The following is a 17,329-nucleotide window of genomic DNA, read 5'->3' as shown; positions in this document are numbered from 1 at the left end:
GCTTGCCACGCAATGAGCGACATGAAGCAAGCGCCGCTGGTGGCCCACCTGATCTACCGGCTCGACATCGGCGGCCTGGAAACCCTGCTGGTCGACGCCATCAACCGCATGCCGGCCCATAAGTACCGGCATGCGGTGATCTGCCTGACCGATTACACCGAGTTCGCCCAGCGCATCACGCGCCCGGGCGTGGAACTGGTGGCGCTGCACAAGCCGCCCGGCCTCGAACTGGGCACGCACAAGCGCCTGTTCAAGGTGCTGCGCGCCATGCGTCCCGACGTGCTGCACACCTATAACCTGGGCACCATCGAATACCACGCCACCGCCCTGCTGGCCGGGGTGCCTGTGCGCGTACACGCCGAGCACGGACGCGACGCCAGCGACCCGCACGGCGTGAACCGCAAGCACAAGCTGCTGCGCCGCCTGCTGGTGCCCGTCATCGACCGCTACGTGCCGGTCTCGCGCGACCTCGAGCGCTGGCTGCGCGGCGTGGTCGGCATTCCGCAGGCGAAGATCGAGCTGATCGACAACGGCGTCGACACCGAACGCTTCCGCCCCGGCAGCTTTGATGAACCGTGGAGCGCGCCCGGCATGTTCGTGATCGGCACCGTCGGCCGCCTGCAGGACGTGAAGGACCAGGCCACCCTGATCGAAGCCTTCGCCCGCCTGCGTGCGATGCTGCCGGAACAGCGCCCGCGCCTGCGCCTGGTGCTGGTCGGCGACGGCCCTTTGCGCGCGCAGCTCGAACAGAAGATCATTGATGCCGGCCTGCAGGACTGCGCCTGGCTGGCTGGCCCGCGCAGCGACGTCGCGCCGCCGATGCGCAGCTTCTCGCTGTTCGCCCTGTCCTCGATCGCCGAGGGCACCCCGGTGACGATGCTGGAAGCGATGGCGAGCGGGCTGCCGGTGGTCTCGACCGCGGTCGGCGGCATTCCCGACCTGGTGCTCGACGGCGCCACCGGCGCCTTGGTGCCGCCCGGCGATCCGCAGCGCCTGGCCGACGCCCTGGCCGCCTATGTGCTCGACGAGGAACTCACCCGCCGGCACGGAGCGGCCGGACGCGCGCGCATCGAACAACAATACAGCGTCGCCGCCATGCTGGCCCATTACATGGACCTGTACGACGGCCTGCGCAAGATTAAAACCCCACTTCAAGAAGCAATCACACCATGTGCGGAATAGTAGGCATTTTTGACATGCGCGGCGGACGTCCCATCGACCGCGGCGTACTCGGACGGATGAACGACACCCAGTTCCACCGTGGTCCGACCGAAGGCGACCTGCACCTCGAGCCGGGCCTCGGCTTCGGCCACCGGCGCCTGTCGATCATCGCGCCCGAAAACGGGCTGCAGCCGCTGTTCAACGAAGACCGTACGGTGGCGCTGGTGTTCAACGGCGAAATCTATAACTTCCGCAAGCTGCGCGCCGAGCTGCAGGAACTCGGCCACGAATTCCGCACGCCGTCCGACAGCGAAACCATCGTCCACGCCTGGGAGCAATGGGGCGAGGACTGCGTGCGCCACCTGCGCGGCATGTTCGCCTTCGTGATCTGGGACCGCACCCGGCAGACCCTGTTCGCCGCGCGCGACCGCATCGGCATCAAGCCGCTGCACTACGCCGTGCTGCCGGACGGGATGTTCCTGTTCGGCTCCGAGCTGAAGTCCATCCTGTCGGTGCCGGGCCTGCCGCGCGAGATCGATCCGCATGCGGTCGAGGAGTATTTCGCCTACGGCTACGTACCGGAACCGCGCACCATCTTCAGGCATGCGCACAAGCTGCTGCCGGGCCATACGATCACCCTGAAAGTGGGCGACAGCCGCATCGAGCAGAAGAAATACTGGGACGTGCCGTTCACGCCGCACGACCGCATGACCGAGCGCGACATGGAGGGCGAACTGATCTACCGCCTGCGCGAAGCGGTCGAGAGCCACCTCGAAGCCGACGTGCCGCTGGGCGCCTTCCTGTCCGGCGGCGTCGATTCCAGCGCCATCGTGGCGATGATGGCCGGCCTCTCGAAGGAGCCGGTGAATTCCTGCTCGATCGCCTTCGACGACCCGGCCTTCGACGAATCGAACTACGCGCGCGAAGTGGCGGAGCGCTACCAGACCAACCACCAGTGCGAGACCGTCAGCAAGGACGACTACGGCCTGGTCGACACCCTGGCCCACCTGTACGACGAACCCTATGCCGACAGCTCGGCGATCCCGACCTACCGTGTCTGCGAACTGGCCCGCAAGCGCGTGACGGTGGCCCTGTCCGGTGACGGCGGCGACGAGAACTTCGCCGGCTACCGCCGCCACCGCATGGCCCACAACGAGAACCGGGTGCGTTCGATGCTGCCGCTGGCGCTGCGCAAGCCGGTGTTCGGATTCCTCGGCGCCGCCTATCCGAAGGCCGACTGGGCGCCGCGCGTGTTCCGCGCCAAGACCACCTTCGAAGCGCTGGCGCGCGACCTGACCGAAGGTTACTTCCACGGCGTGTCGATGCTGAACGACCGCGTGCGCGGCCAGCTGTTCTCGGAGCGCTTCAAGAGCAGCCTGCAGGGCTACAGCGCGGTCGAGGTGATGCGCAACTACACGAAGGATGCGCCGACCGACGATCCGCTGTCGCTGATCCAGTACATCGACATGAAGACCTACCTGCCGGGCGACATCCTCACCAAGGTTGATCGCGCCAGCATGGCGCACGCGTTGGAAGTGCGGGTGCCGCTGCTGGACCACCAGTTCGTCGAATGGGTGTCGGGCCTGCCGTCGAGCACCAAGCTGCGCAACGGCGAAGGCAAGCACATCTTCAAGAAGGCGCTCGAGCCCTACCTCGGCAACGACGTCCTGTACCGCAAGAAGATGGGCTTCTCGATCCCGCTCGCGGCCTGGCTGCGCGGGCCGCTGGCCGACAGCATGAAGAAGGCGGTGCTCAGCCCCCTGCTGCGCGATACCGGCATCTTCAACGAGCAATACCTGAAGCGGATGGTCGACGAACACCTGGCGCGCCTGAAGGACCACAGCACCGCGCTGTGGCAGGTGCTGATGTTCGAAGCCTTCCTGCGCAAGAACCAAGCATAACCTCAAAGTTCAAAGAAAAGCCCATGCGAGTCCTGCACGTCCTCGATCACTCGATCCCGCTGCACAGCGGTTATACCTTCCGTACCCGCTCGATCCTGCGCGAACAGCGCGCGCTCGGCTGGGAAACCTTCCACGTCACCGGCGCCAAGCAGGGTTCCGGCGACATGCTGGAAGAAACCAGCGACGGCCTGCACTTCTACCGCACGCCGTCCGGCTCGACCTTGTCGAAGCTGCCGGTGCTGAACCAGGTCGACGTGATCGACGGCCTGGCCAGGCGCCTGGCCGAGATCATCCCGGTCGTCAAGCCGGACGTGCTGCACGCCCACTCGCCGGTGCTGAACGCGATCGCCGCCCTGCGCGCCGGCAAGAAGTTCGGCATCCCGGTGGTGTACGAAGTGCGCGCCTTCTGGGAAGACGCCGCGGTCGACCATGGCACCAGCACCGAGAACGGCCTGCGCTACAAGCTCACGCGCGCGCTCGAGACCTATGCGCTGAAGCGCGCCGACGCCGTCACCACCATCTGCGAAGGCCTGCGCAAGGACATCGTCGCGCGCGGCATCCCGGCCGACAAGGTGACCGTTATCCCGAACGCGGTGGACATCGACAAGTTCGCGCTGGGCGGCAGCGCCGACCTGCAGCTGAAGGACAAGCTGGGCCTGTCCGGCTCGCGCCTGATCGGCTTCATCGGCTCGTTCTACGCCTACGAAGGCCTGGACGTGCTGCTGCGCGCGGTGCCGAAGCTGTCGGCGCGCATGCCGGACCTGCGCGTGCTGCTGGTTGGCGGCGGTCCGCAGGATGCCCAGCTGCGCCAGCTGGCGAAAGACCTGAAGATCGAGGACAGGGTGGTGTTCACCGGCCGCGTGCCGCACGACCAGGTGACCAGGTACTACGACCTGCTGGACGTGCTGGTCTACCCGCGCCTGCCGATGCGCCTGACCGACCTGGTCACGCCGCTGAAACCGCTGGAAGCGATGGCCCAGGGCCGGATCCTGGCGGCCTCCGACGTCGGCGGCCATCTCGAGCTGATCGCCGATGGCAAGACCGGCGTGCTGTTCCGCGCCAACGATACGGATTCCCTGGTCGAGAAGGTGGCGACGCTGCTGGAATCGCAGCAGAAGTGGCCCGAACTGCGCCGGGCCGGCCGCAATTATGTGGAAACGGAGCGCAACTGGCCGGTCAGCGTGGCGCGCTACAAGAACATCTACGGCCGCCTGACGGGAACCCTCGCGGCCTGATGGCGGTCGCGGCCGCCGGCCTCGATGGCCGGCGGTCGCATCGTGTGTCAGCGGTTCTGGAAGTCGATGATGCGGCGGTCGACGATGCTGCCGTCGCGGATGCAGACGGCCGGCGCCAGCACCTCGTCCTGGTCGACCCTGCCCTCGATGATGACGTCCAGGTACTTGACCATCTGCTCGCCCAGGCAGTTACTCACCGAATAGCCGACCAGCGCGGGCGTGTGGTCGACCACGTAGTGCAGCACGCCGTCGACGCTGTACACCGGATCTTCGATGGTGGTCGGCCGGCTGGTTTCGATCGCCCCTGCGCGGTCGCAGCTGATGTCGACGATCATGGCCGGTTTGCGCAGCAGCGCCAGGTCTTCCCGGTAGATGATGTGGTCCTTGCGGTAGACGTCCCACAGGATGCCGTTGACGACCACGTCGTATTTGCCCAGTTCCTGGCGCAGCAGTTTCTCGGTCTTGCGCTCGAACACATTGATCGTCGCGCCCATGCAGGACAGGATGCGGTAGGCGCCGCGTGCGATGTTGCCGCGCCCGATCAGGGCCACCTTGCATTCGTAGACGCATTTGCCGTACAGGGTGAAGGCATGCATGATCGCGGCTTCGCCGGCGAGCTCGTTGCTGCGCCAGAAGACGTGGCGGTTACCCTCGAACATGTCTTCCCAGGCGATCGCCGTGATCTCCTTGGAGAGGATCTTGTCGGTGATGGAGCGGTTCTGCACCGCGTGCACCCAGCCGAAAATGGTCTGCCTGGGTTTCAGCTCTTCGAGGTAGGTGGCGTCGCCGATCTTGGGATCGCAGATCACATCCTTCGACAGCGCTTCCTCGCGTGGCACCACATGGGCGCCGGCCGCGCGGTATTCCTCGTCCGGGTGGCCGAAGCCGGCGCCATAGCCTTCTTCGAAATACAGGTGGTCACGGTGGCGGATCTGCGCCACGTGCTTGGGCAGGAGTGCGCGTCGTTTCTCGTTTTCCTTGGTACTGATCATCAGGCCGACTGTTTTCATGTGGCTCCCCTTTCTAGAGATGTGACTTCTTGTAGGCGCGTCTGTTTGCTGCTGGATATCGCGGACGAGGCGGGACTCGGCTCGATGAAGGTCTCCGCATGCTTCTTGGTGCGGGCCAGCAGGAGCAGCGGATGGAAGACCCAGTCGCGCCGCCGCCGCAGCGAGGGCAGCACGCTCGAGAGCAGCAGCAGGATCTTGTTCGGCAGGGTCAGATAAGTGAGCGCTTCGCGCACCACGCCGAAATCGCTGTAGGCGAAACGCTCTTCCGCCTCGTCGCGGGCGCCGCAGATCGCGGGATCGAGCGGGGCCAGGTCGGGCGGCATGTTGCGCGAGCCATGGAAGTCGTAGAACTCTGGATAGAAGCGGCGCAGGCACTCTTTCTGGAAGAACCACTTGTACTTGTCGGCCGGGTGGTATTCGAAGGTCGCGCGCGCGAACTCGACGTCGCAGTAAGGGAAGACGGGCACGTGTCCGGGCGGGTGCATCATGGTGATCCAGGGACTGATGCAGCGGCGCGTACGCGATTCGATGAAGGCCATCTCGGCCTGATTGATATTGCTGGCGAACTGGTCGAGATAGGCGCGGTACTGCTGCTGGAACTGCTCCAGGCTCGGGAAACGCTGCGACAGCTGCTTGAGCATATAGGGCTTGCTGGTCTCGCCGAGGACCAGGCCGACGTCCCGTTCCGCCGTCTCGTGCAGGCCATCGATCTCGAAGCCGGAGTTGCCGAAGGTGTCGCCGGCAAGGCCGTCGAACACCAGCGACGGCGGACGCTTGGCCAGCCAGCGCATCAGCGGCAGCGACCATGCATGCATGAAGGTCTCGGTGCCGATCAATGCCTGGCGGCGTGCGGCGTCCTCCCCCATCAGGGCCGGTTTTGTCGCCGGCACGACCTCGCAGTCGACCCCGAAGGCGGCCGCGATCTTCGGCGCGTAGTGCGAGTCGAGCTCGAAGTCGCCGGTTTTCTTGCGGTGGAAGGTCTGGCAGGTGACCGCCTTGAACGGCACCTTCCTGCGCAGCAGCGTGGCGAAGAAGCGGCGCGAATCGAAGCCGCTGGAAAACGGCAGCGCCACCTCGCCGACGTTCAGCTTCAGGCAGCGCTCGAAGCCGGCCTGGTAGGCATCCTCGACGACCCGGAAGGCCTCGTCGTCGATGCGGCGCATGCCGGCAGGCAGGGCCGCGAAATCGAACCAGCGCCGCTTCTCCATCCGCTCGGGCCACAGCGTCATCTGGGTGCCGGCCGGCACCCGCGCGATATCGCGGTAGAAGCTGCGGTCGCCCACCGGGCTGCTGTTCTGCATCAGGCCGGCCCACCCGATCATGTCCGGCTCGTCGTCATCGACGTGCAGCAGGGCCGGATGGGACGCGAACAGCCAGGCGGAACCCAGCCGGCGGTAATAGAGCGGACCGAAACCGAAAGCATCGCTGCGGACGACCGCCTGCTGGCGCTGGCGGTCGAACTTGATGTAGGCGAACACGCCGTTCTGCAGGCCGTCCTCGATGGCCAGGCACTTCAGCACATCGCCTTCCGAGTACGAATGGACGGACAGCCCGCCTTCGTAACCGCGGAACACGATATCGCTGCCGTCGACCTCGTGCGCCAGGCCGCGGCCGTGCGCCGTGCTGAGCGAAGTCACCGCCCAGAACTGCGGGCTGACCCGGGTCGCCAGGCCGCTGCCGGTACCGGTGAATGCGGGGGGCGTATCGGCGAACACGCCGGCGACGAAGAACTCGACATCGTTGAAGGTCTTCGCAATACGATCCAGATCGATTTTCATGGGGCCTCGCTAGGTGCGCCAAGAACCGCTGGCGTCGTCCGTTTGAACTTGTTGAGGAAATACGACTCGGCACCGTCCGGATAGCCGGCCAGGCGCCAGCAAGCCAGCACGACCCCGCAATACACGGCGGCGCCGACGACAACTTTGGTGATCAGCATGACCCAGTGCGCGGCCTGCAGTTCGGCGTCGAGCAGGGACAGCGCCAGCACCATCGCCAGGCAGCCCAGCACGGGGCGGCCGGCGCTGCGCACCAGCATCAGCACCGACAGGCCAGGCACGTAGCGCATCAGGAGCATGTACGAGATGCTGAAGGTCAGGACGATGGACCCGAGGCGCAGCTGGGTGACGAATTCCGGCGTGAGGTGCCCGCGCATGAGGAAGGCGCCCAGCGAGAACAGGCCGATCTGGATCCAGCTGGTCAATGCCAGCAGGCGGATCTGGCCGACCACGGTCAGCACGTAGTTGGCGCTGCTGTTGATCGACTGGATGATGTTCGACAGCGCGAGAATCTGGATGAAGGGCACGATGAACACCCACTTGTCGCCCAGCGCGACCGGGACGAAGTCGCGCGCCGTCATGACGAAGCCGACGCAGGCGGGAAAGGTGACCATGACCTGCACGGCCTGGGCCGAGAGCAGCAGGCGGGAGAGTTCGCCGAGGTTTTCGCGGGCCCGCGCAAACGCGGGAAACAGCACGCGGTTGATCGGCGCCAGCAGGTCGGTGCCGGGCACGTCCGCGATCTCGCTGGCCAGCGTGTAGCCGCCGGTGACGCTGGTGTTGCCCATGCCGCCCACCAGGAACACGGGCAGCTTGCTGTCCAGGTACTGGCTGACGTTCTTGACCAGCACCCACTGGGATACCGAAAAGATCTCGCGGATGTCGCTGAACGAAAACCACGGGCGCATCGGATGCACCATGTAGCTGCGCAGCGTGCTTGCCAGGCGGCCGACCAGCGCGCCGATGATCATGCCCCAATAGCTGTGCAGGACCAGGGTCAGCACGATGGTGGTAATGAAGCCGACCAGGCGCTTGAACATCACGTACTTGGCGTCGTCGGTGAAGCGCAGCTCTTTCTGGAAATTGATGACGCCAACGTTCTCGAACGCGCTCACGACCATCGACAGCGCCATGATCTGCACCACGGCCGTCACCCGCGGGTCCTTGTAGTATTCGGCGGCGAATGGGGCAATGGCCGTCAGCACCAGCGCCACGCAGCTGCTCTGCAGGATGCGCAGCGTCCAGGCGGTGTTGTAGAAAGACTGGGAAGGATTGGTCCGCTGGATGACGGCGACGTTGATGCCGAGGTCGAACAACACGTCGGCGAAAGCGACCACGACCGAAGCCATCGCGACGATACCGAAATCATCGGGGACTAACAGGCGGGCAAGGATGAAAGTGCTGACGATGCCGATCAGACGATCGACCCAGCGCATGACCACCATGATGACGGCGCCGCTGGCAAGACTATTACCTTTTCTGTGAACCATTATTTACTGCTATGTAAGACAACACTGTCGACGAGCAGCGCGTATTGGCGAAGGTCCAAGACGTTGTCGTCGCACACAGGATTCGCAGCATCCGGTTACTGCCATCAGGCCGAAGTGGTATGCGAGCTTTTACACGGAAGAAATGTGTCAAAGCAGAGTAGAGCAAGCAATAAGACGTGTCAAGAATTGCAACAATCGTGCGCGGGTCAATACAGGGCAGAACTGTTGCTTTCTCGCCCTAACTGCATACGGCGTTCCGGCGCCGGCCGGAACGCCTGTTCAGACGAGAACTTCCACCACTTCCGGGTGGCTGAGGAAGCCCTGCGGGCTGGCCGAACGGCCGTAGGCGCCGGACTGGAACACGACCACCAGGTCGCCGACGTCCGCGGCCGGCAGCTCCATCTGGTCGGCTAGCAAGTCGAGCGGGGTGCACAGCGGCCCCACCACCGACAGCGTTTCGCGTTCGCCGTCCGCCATGCGGTTGCCGATCGCGACCGGGTAGTTCTTGCGGATCACCTGGCCGAAGTTGCCGGAGGCCGCCAGGTGGTGGTGCAGGCCGCCGTCGGTGACCAGGAAGACCTGGCCGCGCGAGACCTTGCGGTCGATCACCCGGGTCACGTAGACCCCGGCCTCGCCGACCAGGTAGCGTCCCAGCTCGATCGACAGCTGCGCCTGCGGCAGGGCGGCGCGCAAGCGCGGCAGCGCGGCCGCCAGCGCCTCGCCGATCGGCGCCAGGTCGAGCGCCTGCTCGCCCGGAAAATACGGGATGCCGAAGCCGCCGCCCAGGTTCAGGATCCGCACCGGATGCGGACTGCCCTCGGCCAGGCGCAGCGCCAGCTCGATGGTCTGGGCCTGGGCCTGGACGATCGCCTCGGCCTTCAGGCTCTGCGAACCGCTGAAGATGTGGAAACCGAGCACCTCGAGTCCCAGTTCCGCGGCCAGCGCCAGCACCCGCGGCGCGTCCTCGGCATCGATGCCGAACTGCTTGGCGCCGCCGCCCATGCGCATGCCCGAGCCCTTCAGCTCGAAGTCCGGATTGATACGCAGGACCAGACGCGACGCGATGCCGGTCTGCGCCTGGATGCGGGCCAGGGCCCGCACTTCGCGCTCCGACTCGGCGTGCACGCAGGCGCCGGCGGCCACCGCCTGCAGCAGCTCGCCGTCGCGCTTGCCGGGACCGGCGAAGCTGAGGTGTTCCGGCGCCATGCCGGTGTCGAGCGCCACCTTCAACTCGCCGGCGGACGCCACGTCGATGCCGTCGACCAGGCCCGCCATGTGCTGGACCAGGGCCGGCATCGGGTTCGCCTTCATCGAGAAATGCAGGGCAATCTCCGGCGGCAGGTGGGCGCGCACATGGGCCACGCGCGCATCCAGCAGGGCGCGGTCGTAGGCGTAGAACGGGGTCGCGCCGACACGCTGGGCCAGGCGCGGCAGCGGAATGCCGCCGACCAGCAGGCAGCCGTCGGCAACCGGGAACAGGGTTTGGGGGGCGTGGACGGGACGGGCGGCGCTCATGCGGGATTCTCGAACAGGTTCAGGTAAGGGGTGCGCAGGCCCGGGCGGTCGATCTTGCCGTTCGGGTTGCGCGGGAAGGCCTGCCCGCTCAGCACCACATGGGCCGGCATCATCCAGGCCGGCAGGCGGCGCTGGCACTGGCGCAGCAGTTCGGCCGGCTCCAGGCCGTCCTGCTGGGGCAGCGCCAGCAGCACGATGCCCTGGCCCAGCACCGGATGCGGCACGCCGAAAGCCACCGCCTCGCGCACCAGGCCGGTCGCGTAGACGACTTCCTCGACCTCGGTCGGGCTGACCCGGTAGCCGGAGACCTTGATCATGTCGTCGCTGCGGCCGATGAAGTACAGGTAGCCGTCGCGATCCATGCGCACGGTGTCGCCGGACCACACCGCCATCTCGGCCAGCGGCAGGCCGGCGGGCTGGCCCGGGGCCGGGCGGAAGCGTTCGGCGGTCTTGACCGGATCGTTCCAGTAGCCCAGCGCCACCAGCGCACCGCGGTGCACCAGCTCGCCCGGCTCGTCCGCTTCGCACGGCGTGCCGTCGGGGCGCACCACCATCACCTCGGCGTTCGGGATCGCGCGCCCGATCGAATCGGGGCGGCGTTCCAGTTCGGCCGGCGGCAGGTAGGTCGAACGGAAGGCTTCGGTCAGGCCGTACATCAGGAACAGCTCGGCGTCCGGCAGCGCCCGGCGCAGGGCCTGCACCGCGCGCTGCGGCATCGCGCCGCCCGAATTGGTCAGATAGCGCAGCGTGCAGCCGGCCGGCCAGTCCAGCGCGCCGAGCTGCAGCCACAGCGGCGGCACCGCCGCCAGGCCGGTGATGCGCTCGTCGACGACCGCCTTCACGATATCCTTCGGGAACAGGTAGTTCATCAGCACCGCGGTGGCGCCGGCCAGGAAGGCGCAGGTCAGCTGGCTCAGGCCATAGTCGAAGCTGAGCGGCAGCACCGACAGGATGCGGTCGCGCGGCGTGATCTCCAGGTAGGCGGTGACGCTGCGCGCGCCGGCCACCATGTTCCGGTGCGACAGCACCACGCCCTTCGGCTTGCCGGTGCTGCCCGAGGTATAGAGGATGGCCGCCATGTCGGCGTCGATCGCGCGCCGCGCCGCCAGCTGCCGCGGCTCCGGACGGGTCTGCGCCGCGCTCCATTCGCGCAGCGCCGCCGCGCCTGTGGAAAGTGCGCCCGGCGCGCCGGTGACGAACACGGTGCGCAGGTCGGGGCAATCGGCCAGCACATCCTTCAGCTGGGCCAGGCGCTCCGGCGACGTCAGCAGCACGCGCACGTTGCAGTCGGCCAGGATGTGCGCCACCTGCGCGGCCTTGAGCTGGGGATTGACCGGCACGAACACCGCACCGGCCAGCGCCGCGCCGAACATCGCGGCCACGTTCTCGACGCGCTTGTCGAGGTAGACCGCGACCCGCTCGCGGCGCGCCACGCCCGCTTCCAGCAGCGCGCCGGCGGCCTGTTCGACGGCCTCGGCCAGGGCGGCGTAGTCGAGGCGGCGGCTGCCGTCGACCAGCGCCTCGGCGGCGGGCGTGCGGCGGGCGGCATCGAAGATAAAGTCGTGGATCAGATCGGCCATGGCAAACAGGAGAAACGCGGCGGTCCGCCGCAGCCCGCCATCTTACCAGTTCGCCCAATTTTTACGCGGCAGTTTATACTGGGTCATGCTCGTCGCCCCGCCTCCTTCCCGTCCCGCCATTCCGCTCGCACCGGTACTGTCGCTGGCCTCGTTCTACCGGAGTGCCGGCGGACGCGCCGCCACCGTGCTCGACGCCGGCGAGGCGCGCCTGGTGACCAGCGGACGGGTGGCGATCGCGCTGGCGCTGCGCGAGCTCGGCGTGGGCGCCGGCGACACCGTACTGCTGCCGGCCTACCACAGCGCCTCGATGGTGCCGCCGGTGCTGTGGCGCGGCGCGGCGCCGGCCTTCTACCGCATCGGGCCCGACGCCGGCGCCGACCTCGAACACATCGCCGCCCTGCTGCGCGCGGCGCCGCGCGCGCGGGTGGTGGTGGCGACCCACTTCTTCGGCTTTCCGCAGCCGCTGGCGGCCCTGCGCGCGCTGTGCGACGAACACGGGGTGGCGCTGCTGGAGGATTGCGCGCACGCCTTCATCGGCGAGCACGAAGGACGCCCGCTGGGCGCCTGGGGCGATTACGCGGCCGCCAGCATCATGAAATTCCTGCCCCTGTACGAGGGCGGCGCGCTGGTCTCGGCACGCCACCCGCTGGCCGGCGCCAGGCTGCGCCCGGCCGGCGCCGGCTTCGAACTGAAGGCCGCCTTCAACACCATCGAGCGCGGCTTCGCCTTCGGCCGCCTGCGCCCCCTGCACGCCGCGCTGTGGCTGCCGCTGCGCGCCAAGGACCTGGCGTGGAATGCGCTCAAGCGCGGCAGGCATGCGGGCAGCCCGCCGGCCGCGCTGGCGCCCGCCTCCTCCGACAGCGGCTACGGCTTCGACCCGGACTGGATCGACAAGCGCGCTTCGCTCGCCTCGCGCCTGGTGCTGGCGCTGTCCTCCAGCAGCCGGGTGGCGGCGCGGCGGCGGCGCAACTACCTGCGGCTGCTCGAAGCCCTGTTCGGCCTGCCCGGCGTGCGGCCCCTGCATCCGCGCCTGCCGGACGGCGTCTGCCCCTGGCTGTTCCCGCTGCTGGCCGACGATGCGGACGGCCTGGCGCAGCGCCTGCTCGCCGCCGGCGTGCCGCTGACCCGCTTCGGCTATCCGCTGTGGGACGGCGTCGACGACGCCACCTGCCCGAACTCCGCCCGGCTGTCGCGCCAGGTGCTGGGCCTGCCCTGCCACCAGGAGCTGCGCGAGGACGAATTCAGCTGGCTGATCGCCACCGTCAGGCGCGAGGTATGCACATGAAATGGACCATCGTTCCCGCCGCCCGCTTCCGGGAAGCCGCCGCGGACTGGACTTCCCTGCACGCCGCCGCCGGCGCCCCGGCCCTGCTGGCGCCGGCTTTCGTGGCGCCCCTGCTGGACGCCTTCGCGAGCGGCGCCGAGCTGCTGGCGCAAGGCCGCGAGAACGGACGCACGGTCGCGATGGCGGTGCTAGCCCCGACCCGACGCGGTGCCTGGGCCACTTTCCAACCGGCCCAGGCCCCGGTCGGCCTGTGGCTGCAGCTGCCCGGCCTCGACGCCGGCGCACTGGTGCGCAGCCTGTTCGGCGCCCTGCCCGGCTTTCCGCTGGTGTGCGCGCTGACCCAGATGGACCCGATGATTATGCCGCGCCCGCCCGAAGGACCGGCCGTCCGCACCCTCGACTACATCGACACCGCGCGGGTGACGCTGGCGGGCGGCTTCGACGCCTACTGGGAGGCGCGCGGCAAGAACCTGCGCGCCAACCTCAAGAAGCAACGCAACCGGCTCGAACGCGACGGCATCGCGACCCGGCTCGAGATCGCCCGCGATCCCGCCGCGATGGCGCAGGCGGTCGAGGATTACGCCCGCCTGGAAGGCAGCGGCTGGAAGGCCGGCGCCGGCACCGCGGTGCGCGCCGGCGACGCCCAGGGCCGCTACTACCGCGCCATGCTCGAAGCGATGGCGCGGCAGGACGCCGCCAGCGTCTACCGCTATCATTTCGGCGAGAACCTGGTGGCGATGGACCTGTGCGTCGAGGACCGCGACAGCATCGTCGTGCTGAAGACCGCCTACGACGAAACCGTGCCGGCCAGCCTGTCGCCGGCGCTGCTGATGCGCGAGGAAGCGATGCGCTCGCTGTTCGCGGGCGGCCGCTTCGCCCGCCTCGAGTTCTACGGCCGCGTGATGGAATGGCATACGCGCTGGACGGAAGAGGTACGCACTATGTACCATGTCAACCATTATCGCTGGCCTGCGCTGCGCCACCTGCACGCGCTGCGCGAAGCGCGGCAACGCCGCGCCGCCGGCGCACCAACGGACGAACAAGGATCATGAAGTATCTCGACGAAGTCAAAACCATCCTCACCGACGTGCTCGGCCTCGACCCGGCTACTCCGCTGTCGGCCGACACCCCGCTGCTGGGCAGCCTGCCCGAGCTCGACTCGATGGCCGTGGTCTCGCTGATCGGCGCGCTCGAGGACCATTTCGGCATCGCCGTCGACGACGACGACATCAGCGCCAGCACCTTCGCGACGCTGGGCAGCCTGGCCGCCTTCGTGGAACAGAAGGCCGCCTGAGGCATGACGCCGGCACACGCGCCCGCGGAAAGCTTTTTCCTGCCCGTGCGGGACGGGACCCGCTATTGCCTGTTCCATCCGCCGCAGGGCGAGTGCCGCGACGCGCTGGTCTACCTGCACCCCTTTGCCGAAGAAATGAACAAGAGCCGCCGCATGGCGGCGCTGCAGGCGCGCGCCCTGGCCGCGCGCGGCGTCGGCGTGCTGCAGATCGACCTGCACGGCTGCGGCGACAGCAGCGGCGAATTCGGCGAAGCCCGCTGGGAAGGCTGGAAGGCCGACGCCGAGGCGGCGCGCGCCTGGCTGCAGCAGCGCCTGGGCCGTCCGGCCGGGCTATGGGGCCTGCGCCTGGGCGCCCTGCTCGCGCTCGACTATGCCGCCGGCGCCCGCGAGGTGCCGCACCGCCTGCTGCTGTGGCAGCCGATGGCGAATGGCGCCGCGGTCATGAACCAGTTCCTGCGCCTGCGGATTGCCGCCGACATGGTGCAGGAGGGCGCCGCCAATGGCGGCACCAAGGCGCTGCGTGTGGCGCTCGAACAGGGCCGGCCGGTCGAGATCGCCGGCTACGAGCTGGCGCCGCAACTGGCCGCCGCCATCGATCCCCTCGACGCTTCGGTGCTGGCGCCGCGCGGCTGCCGCATCGACTGGTTCGAGGTAAGTCCGGCGGCCGGGCGTCCGCTGCCGCCGGCTTCCAGCCGCGTCACCGCCATCTGGCAGGCCCAGCGCATCGACTTCGGCGTGCACCTGGTGCATGGCGAGCAATTCTGGGCCACGCCGGAGATCGCCGAATGTCCCACCCTGCTCGACGCCACGAGCCGGCTGTACCCGGAGGCCGCGCATGCAGGCTGAAGAACGCACCCTGTCCTTTCCCTGCGCCGGCGCCTGGCTGTACGGCGTGCTGTCGCTGCCGGCGCACATGACGCAGGCGAAGGCGCCGCGCGGCGTGCTGATCGTGGTCGGCGGTCCGCAGGTGCGCACCGGCAGCCACCGCCAGTTCACGCTGCTGGCGCGCAGCCTGGCGCAGGCCGGCTTCCCGGTGCTGCGCTTCGACTACCGCGGCATGGGCGACAGCGAGGGAGAAGCCCGCGATTTCGAACGGGTCCGGGACGACCTGCGCGCGGCCCTCGACTGCTTTTTCGCCCAGGTGCCGGGCATGCGCGACGTGGTGCTGTGGGGCCTGTGCGACGGCGCCTCGGCCGCCGCGATGTATGCGCCCGGCGACCCGCGGGTGGCCGGGCTGGCCCTGCTGAACCCCTGGGTGCGCACCGAACAGGGCGCGGCCAAGGCCACGCTGAAGCATTATTACCGCGCCAGGCTGCTGGATCCGGGGCTGTGGAAGAAGATCGCCAGCGGCAATTTCGAGGCCGGCCAGGCGGCGCGCTCGTTCGCGGCCTCGGTGCGCTCGGCCTTCGGCGGCGGCAAGACCGCGGCGCAGGATGACGCGCAGGATGCCGCCCTTCCCGAGCGCATGTACGCGGCCCTGCAGGGCTTCGAAGGAAAGACGCTGGTGATGCTGAGCGGCGCCGACCTGACCGCCCAGGAATTCGCCGGACTGGCATCCGGCTCGCGCGACTGGCAGCGCCTGCTGGACGGTCCCGCCGTCACCCGGCACACGCTGGACGGCGCCGACCACACCTGCTCGCGGCGCGAATGGCACGACCAGGTGGTCGGCTGGACCGCCGGCTGGCTGCGGTCCTGGTAGAGATCCCGCGACCGGTCAGGCGGTGGTCTTGATGCCGTGCCGGCCCATCAGGTCGTACAGGGTCGGGCGGCTGACGCCCAGCATCTCCGACGCCTTCACGATATTCCCGTCGACCCGCGCCAGCGCCCTGACGATGGCCTTGTACTCGGCCTCGTCGCGCACCTGGCGCAGGTTCAGCGGCGCTTCCTCGGCTTCCAGGTCGGGCAGGCCGAGGTCGTCGGCGACGATGGTATTCCCGTCGGCCATGATGACCGCGCGCTTGATGCAGTTTTCCATCTCGCGCACATTGCCCGGCCAGGCATAGCCCTCGATCGCGGCGATGGCGTCGGGCGCGAAGTGCAGCGAGGCGCGCGATTCCTGGGCGCAGAACTTGTTCTTGAAATGGTGGGCCAGCAGGGCGGCGTCGCCTTCGCGCTGGCGCATCGGCGGGATGTTCACCACGATCTCGGAGAGGCGGTAATACAGGTCTTCGCGGAAGCGCCCCTGCACGCACAGGTCTTTCAGCTTCTGGTGGGTCGCGCAGACGATGCGCACGTCGACCGGGATCTCCTCGTGGCCGCCGATGCGCTCGATCACGCGCTCCTGCAGGAAGCGCAGCAGCTTGGCCTGCAGCGGCATCGGCAGGTCGCCGACCTCGTCGAGGAAGAAGGTGCCGCCATGGGCCAGTTCGACCTTGCCCTTGGTCTGCTTGGCGGCGCCGGTGAAGGCGCCCTTCTCGTAGCCGAACAGCTCGCTCTCGAGCAGGTTTTCCGGAATCGCCGCGCAGTTGATCGCCATGAAGCGCTCTTTCGAGCGCGGCGACAGCGCGTGGATGGCGCGCGCCAGCACTTCCTTGCCGGTGCCGGATTCGCCCAGCAGCATCACCGATGCCGAGGTCGGCGCCACCTTCTCGATGGTGCGGCAGACCTTCAGCATGCCGGGGTCGCGCGAGATCACGCCGGCCAGCGGCGAATCGGCCTGCGACTGCTGCATGCGGTGGTTTTCCTGCTGCAGGTTGTGCAGGAAGAAGGCGCGCTGGATGACCAGGTTCAGCACTTCCGGGTCGACCGGCTTCTGGTGGAAGTCGTAGGCGCCCATGCCGATCGCCTTGACGGCGTTGTTGTGGTCCTGGTTGCCGGTCAGGACGATCACGCGGGTGTCCGGCGCCAGCGCCAGGATCTGCTGGAGCGTGGCCAGGCCTTCGGTGGAACCGTCCGGATCGGGCGGCAGGCCCAGGTCCATGGTGACGACCGCCGGTTCGTGGCGGCGGATCTGGGCCAGCGCCGCCTCGCGGTCGCCGGCGACCACGACCTCATAGGCGTCCAGGCTCCAGCGCAGCTGCTTCTGCAGGCCGGGATCGTCTTCGATGATCAGGAGTTTGGGTTTGGTTTGGGTCACGGTATCC

14 protein-coding genes are annotated in these 17,329 nt (G+C 68.1%); 8 read left to right on the top strand and 6 right to left on the bottom strand.

Annotation, left to right across the window (positions count from 1 at the left end):
• The first annotated feature begins 21 nt into the window (after positions 1 to 21).
• The 3 genes from AC1DOP_RS16775 to AC1DOP_RS16765 are packed head-to-tail and all read left to right on the top strand — an operon-like array spanning position 22 to position 4,297.
• Positions 22 to 1,182 (top strand): TIGR03088 family PEP-CTERM/XrtA system glycosyltransferase, encoded by a 1,161-nt coding sequence (locus AC1DOP_RS16775; RefSeq protein ID WP_477252328.1) that lies wholly within the window; start codon positions 22 to 24, stop codon positions 1,180 to 1,182.
• Positions 1,170 to 3,062 (top strand): XrtA/PEP-CTERM system amidotransferase, encoded by a 1,893-nt coding sequence (locus AC1DOP_RS16770; RefSeq protein ID WP_477252326.1) that lies wholly within the window; start codon positions 1,170 to 1,172, stop codon positions 3,060 to 3,062. Before AC1DOP_RS16775 ends, AC1DOP_RS16770 begins: the two co-directional genes overlap by 13 nt.
• Positions 3,063 to 3,085: 23 nt before the next feature.
• Positions 3,086 to 4,297, top strand: a complete 1,212-nt coding sequence (locus AC1DOP_RS16765; protein WP_477252324.1) for a TIGR04063 family PEP-CTERM/XrtA system glycosyltransferase — start codon at positions 3,086 to 3,088, stop codon at positions 4,295 to 4,297.
• 47 nt (positions 4,298 to 4,344) lie between these two features.
• Here AC1DOP_RS16765 and AC1DOP_RS16760 read toward each other — a convergent pair whose 3' ends face one another.
• The 5 genes from AC1DOP_RS16760 to AC1DOP_RS16740 form a co-directional block, all read right to left on the bottom strand.
• Entirely contained in the window at positions 4,345 to 5,307 is a 963-nt protein-coding gene (locus tag AC1DOP_RS16760) for a N(5)-(carboxyethyl)ornithine synthase (protein ID WP_442122918.1), read from the bottom strand.
• The gene (locus tag AC1DOP_RS16755; RefSeq protein ID WP_477252321.1) at positions 5,304 to 7,085 is read right to left on the bottom strand and encodes a hypothetical protein; all 1,782 of its coding nucleotides are present in this window, start codon (positions 7,083 to 7,085) and stop codon (positions 5,304 to 5,306) included. Before AC1DOP_RS16755 ends, AC1DOP_RS16760 begins: the two co-directional genes overlap by 4 nt.
• Positions 7,082 to 8,572, bottom strand: coding sequence for a lipopolysaccharide biosynthesis protein (locus AC1DOP_RS16750; protein WP_442122916.1), 1,491 nt, complete (start codon positions 8,570 to 8,572; stop codon positions 7,082 to 7,084). The genes AC1DOP_RS16755 and AC1DOP_RS16750 overlap by 4 nt, the downstream gene beginning before the upstream one ends.
• Positions 8,573 to 8,851: 279 nt before the next feature.
• Positions 8,852 to 10,087 carry a pyridoxal-dependent decarboxylase, exosortase A system-associated gene (locus tag AC1DOP_RS16745; RefSeq protein ID WP_477252319.1) on the bottom strand — a complete coding sequence of 412 codons (1,236 nt, stop codon included), beginning with the start codon at positions 10,085 to 10,087 and terminating at the stop codon, positions 8,852 to 8,854.
• Positions 10,084 to 11,667, bottom strand: a complete 1,584-nt coding sequence (locus tag AC1DOP_RS16740) for an acyl-CoA ligase (AMP-forming), exosortase A system-associated (protein WP_477252317.1) — start codon at positions 11,665 to 11,667, stop codon at positions 10,084 to 10,086. The genes AC1DOP_RS16745 and AC1DOP_RS16740 overlap by 4 nt, the downstream gene beginning before the upstream one ends.
• Positions 11,668 to 11,752: 85 nt before the next feature.
• On the opposite strand from AC1DOP_RS16740, the gene AC1DOP_RS16735 reads away from it, so the two are divergent.
• The 5 genes from AC1DOP_RS16735 to AC1DOP_RS16715 are packed head-to-tail and all read left to right on the top strand — an operon-like array spanning position 11,753 to position 15,945.
• Complete coding sequence (locus AC1DOP_RS16735) at positions 11,753 to 12,952, top strand: aminotransferase class I/II-fold pyridoxal phosphate-dependent enzyme (RefSeq protein ID WP_477252315.1); 1,200 nt, start codon at positions 11,753 to 11,755, stop codon at positions 12,950 to 12,952.
• Positions 12,949 to 14,004: a GNAT family N-acetyltransferase gene (locus AC1DOP_RS16730; RefSeq protein WP_442122912.1), complete on the top strand. Its 1,056-nt coding sequence runs from the start codon at positions 12,949 to 12,951 to the stop codon at positions 14,002 to 14,004. The genes AC1DOP_RS16735 and AC1DOP_RS16730 overlap by 4 nt, the downstream gene beginning before the upstream one ends.
• A complete protein-coding gene (locus AC1DOP_RS16725) occupies positions 14,001 to 14,246 on the top strand; it encodes an acyl carrier protein (protein WP_442122911.1) in 246 nt (81 codons plus the stop codon). Before AC1DOP_RS16730 ends, AC1DOP_RS16725 begins: the two co-directional genes overlap by 4 nt.
• Positions 14,247 to 14,249: 3 nt before the next feature.
• Positions 14,250 to 15,092 carry a hydrolase 2, exosortase A system-associated gene (locus AC1DOP_RS16720; RefSeq protein WP_477252312.1) on the top strand — a complete coding sequence of 281 codons (843 nt, stop codon included), beginning with the start codon at positions 14,250 to 14,252 and terminating at the stop codon, positions 15,090 to 15,092.
• The gene (locus tag AC1DOP_RS16715) at positions 15,082 to 15,945 is read left to right on the top strand and encodes a hydrolase 1, exosortase A system-associated (protein WP_477252310.1); all 864 of its coding nucleotides are present in this window, start codon (positions 15,082 to 15,084) and stop codon (positions 15,943 to 15,945) included. The genes AC1DOP_RS16720 and AC1DOP_RS16715 overlap by 11 nt, the downstream gene beginning before the upstream one ends.
• A gap of 15 nt (positions 15,946 to 15,960) precedes the next feature.
• Here AC1DOP_RS16715 and prsR read toward each other — a convergent pair whose 3' ends face one another.
• Entirely contained in the window at positions 15,961 to 17,322 is a 1,362-nt protein-coding gene (prsR, locus tag AC1DOP_RS16710; protein WP_442122908.1) for a PEP-CTERM-box response regulator transcription factor, read from the bottom strand.
• Positions 17,323 to 17,329: the final 7 nt, after the last annotated feature.

Source organism: Massilia sp. 01N410 (assembly GCF_056399665.1).
The sequence above is the reverse complement of the archived record's forward strand: the minus strand, read 5'-3'. Positions and strand labels throughout refer to the sequence as shown.

Excerpts from the sequence above, each read along its gene's own strand:
- AC1DOP_RS16775 (WP_477252328.1), top strand. The coding sequence starts at position 22 with ATGAAGCAAGCGCCGCTGGTGGCCCACCTGATCTACCGGCTCGACATC.
- AC1DOP_RS16770 (WP_477252326.1), top strand. The coding sequence starts at position 1,170 with ATGTGCGGAATAGTAGGCATTTTTGACATGCGCGGCGGACGTCCCATC.
- AC1DOP_RS16765 (WP_477252324.1), top strand. The coding sequence starts at position 3,086 with ATGCGAGTCCTGCACGTCCTCGATCACTCGATCCCGCTGCACAGCGGT.
- AC1DOP_RS16760 (WP_442122918.1), bottom strand. The coding sequence starts at position 5,307 with ATGAAAACAGTCGGCCTGATGATCAGTACCAAGGAAAACGAGAAACGA.
- AC1DOP_RS16755 (WP_477252321.1), bottom strand. The coding sequence starts at position 7,085 with ATGAAAATCGATCTGGATCGTATTGCGAAGACCTTCAACGATGTCGAG.
- AC1DOP_RS16750 (WP_442122916.1), bottom strand. The coding sequence starts at position 8,572 with ATGGTTCACAGAAAAGGTAATAGTCTTGCCAGCGGCGCCGTCATCATG.
- AC1DOP_RS16745 (WP_477252319.1), bottom strand. The coding sequence starts at position 10,087 with ATGAGCGCCGCCCGTCCCGTCCACGCCCCCCAAACCCTGTTCCCGGTT.
- AC1DOP_RS16740 (WP_477252317.1), bottom strand. The coding sequence starts at position 11,667 with ATGGCCGATCTGATCCACGACTTTATCTTCGATGCCGCCCGCCGCACG.
- AC1DOP_RS16735 (WP_477252315.1), top strand. The coding sequence starts at position 11,753 with ATGCTCGTCGCCCCGCCTCCTTCCCGTCCCGCCATTCCGCTCGCACCG.
- AC1DOP_RS16730 (WP_442122912.1), top strand. The coding sequence starts at position 12,949 with ATGAAATGGACCATCGTTCCCGCCGCCCGCTTCCGGGAAGCCGCCGCG.
- AC1DOP_RS16725 (WP_442122911.1), top strand. The coding sequence starts at position 14,001 with ATGAAGTATCTCGACGAAGTCAAAACCATCCTCACCGACGTGCTCGGC.
- AC1DOP_RS16720 (WP_477252312.1), top strand. The coding sequence starts at position 14,250 with ATGACGCCGGCACACGCGCCCGCGGAAAGCTTTTTCCTGCCCGTGCGG.
- AC1DOP_RS16715 (WP_477252310.1), top strand. The coding sequence starts at position 15,082 with ATGCAGGCTGAAGAACGCACCCTGTCCTTTCCCTGCGCCGGCGCCTGG.